Raw genomic sequence first — 2,044 nt, forward strand, 5'->3', positions numbered from 1 at the left:
GAGCAGTTCCCGACCGGCGCGATCTACGTGTCGGAGTCCGGCGGCGACAAGCGGGTGCCGTCCAAGTACAGCGGGAAGCTTGAGATCGCGAACAACACGTTCATCAACAACTGGAGCGGCGTGATCCTGTGGGAGAACGCCAACCGTTTCTGCAATTCGCCTACCAATACGAGCGACGGGTACTGCACGCTGGCCGACCCCGGCGTTGTCACGCTGAAGTCGTGCAGCAGCGCGAACATCCAGAAGCAGCCGTACATCGATGACTGCCGGTGGAGGACGCAGAACGTGTCCGTCGCGCACAACGTCTTCGACTTCAACGCCGCGGCGGTCAGCCGGTCGTGCAGCGCGGCGACCGGGTGCGGCTACCAGGGCGTCTTCTCTGAGTACGGCACCTACCCGACGTGGAGTCCATACAAGGACACGATCGTCGAGCAGTCCATCACGTTCGACCAGAACAACCAATTCTCCGACAACACGTACAACGGCCCGTGGCAGTTCATGGTCCACCAGCAGGGCACCGTGGTGAGCTGGAAGGCCTGGACCTCGGTGCCCTACCAGCAGGACGTCGGGAGCAAGGCGAGCAGCGCGACCAAGTAGAGCCGGACCCGCGCCCCAGTCGGCCTACGCCAGTATCGCCTTCGCTTCGGCGAGCGAAGGCGCCTTCTTGTCGCGTGCCGACATGGAGGTGACCGGAAGCGGCCAGGGGATGGCCAGCTCCGGATCGTCGAACGCGATCGACACGTCCTCGCTCGGATCGTGCGGGCGGTCGATGCGGTAAGCGACGTCCGCGGGCTCGGTGAGCGCCTGGAAGCCGTGCGCGCATCCGGCGGGCACGTAGAGCGACACCTGCTCGTCGCCGCGCAGTTCGAAGCTCTCCAGGTTCCCGTAGGTAGCGGAACCGGGGCGCAGGTCGACGATCACGTCGAACACGGCTCCATAGGAACAGCGGACCAGCTTCGCCTCCCCGCGGCCGCGGCGGATGTGCATGCCGCGGACGACGCCGCGGGCCGACCTGGACAGGCTGTCCTGGGCGAAGCCGGCCGGGTCGATGCCCGCCTCCCGCGCGACGTCCGCGTCGAACGTCCGGGAGAAAAAACCTCGCTCGTCGACGTACGGCTGCGGCGTGAACAGCAGCGCGCCCGCGATGCGCGGAACCGTGGAGACCTGCACCTGACAACCTCCTACCGGCGGCGCCTGACCACCGAGACGTTGTCTTGGAATGGAATTCCAAGACGATGTTGGTTGATTCTCAGAAAATTCACCGGTTATTTGAAACCCTTTTCCTGGGCTCTGGCGAAATTATAGGCCGCGGCCACCCCGTATGATGGTGACCGGGGGGATATGACGTCGCAGGTTCGACCGGTCAGGCTGCTGCGCGGTTGGCGGCGCAAAACGATCGCGGCGGTGGCCGCTGTGATCGTGGCGTTCGCCGCCGCGACCGCGCGCGTGCTCGTCTGGCCGGTTGAGTGGACGCCGCCGAAGGCGGACGCCATCGTGATGCTGGCCGGACCCGGTGACCGCCTGCCCGTAGCGCTGCAGCTCGCCAAGGAACACCGGGCACCCGTGCTCGTGGTCTCGCGTGGCTGGATGGGCTACGGGGGGCTGTGCCCGCCGCCCACGCCGGGGGTACGGACAATCTGCTTCAATCCCGACCCAGGGGACACTCGCGGCGAGGCGGAGTACGTCGGCGCGCTGGCGCGGCGGAACGCCTGGCAGTCGCTAATCGTTGTGGCCACAAGGCCGCAGGCGGTGCGCGCGCAACTCATCTTCGGCCGGTGCTTCGGCGGTCTGGTGTACGTCGCCACGGCCCCATTGCACCTGGGCGACTGGCCCTACCAGATCCCCTACGGCTGGGGAGCGCTCGTGAAGGCCGCCCTGACGGTACGGAGCTGCTGATGCCGACGCTGAATAAGTGTCACCTTATACGGATAACGGAATGGTATGTCAATTGAACAGATCTCAAAATATCCGTTCGCTGTTCCAACGGGCGGATAATTCGCTTCGATACCGGACGACCTACAGGAAATCAACGATTACTGAGGAG

At 65.2% G+C, this 2,044-nt stretch carries 2 protein-coding genes and 1 pseudogene; 2 read left to right on the forward strand and 1 reads right to left on the reverse strand.

Going from position 1 to position 2,044, the window contains the following annotated elements; genetic code table 11:
* Positions 1-597, forward strand: a pseudogene (locus VN779_RS13690) (right-handed parallel beta-helix repeat-containing protein); the annotation flags it as partial.
* A 24-nt stretch (positions 598-621) separates the two neighbouring features.
* Here the strand turns inward: VN779_RS13690 and VN779_RS13695 are convergent.
* Positions 622-1,170, reverse strand: coding sequence for a dTDP-4-dehydrorhamnose 3,5-epimerase family protein (locus tag VN779_RS13695; protein ID WP_325723161.1), 549 nt, complete (start codon positions 1,168-1,170; stop codon positions 622-624).
* 171 nt (positions 1,171-1,341) lie between these two features.
* On the opposite strand from VN779_RS13695, the gene VN779_RS13700 reads away from it, so the two are divergent.
* A complete protein-coding gene (locus VN779_RS13700; RefSeq protein WP_325723163.1) occupies positions 1,342-1,896 on the forward strand; it encodes a hypothetical protein in 555 nt (184 codons plus the stop codon).
* Positions 1,897-2,044: the final 148 nt, after the last annotated feature.

This window comes from Actinocrinis sp. (assembly GCF_035605935.1).
In the GTDB taxonomy this organism is placed as follows: Bacteria; Actinomycetota; Actinomycetes; order Streptomycetales; family Catenulisporaceae; genus Actinocrinis.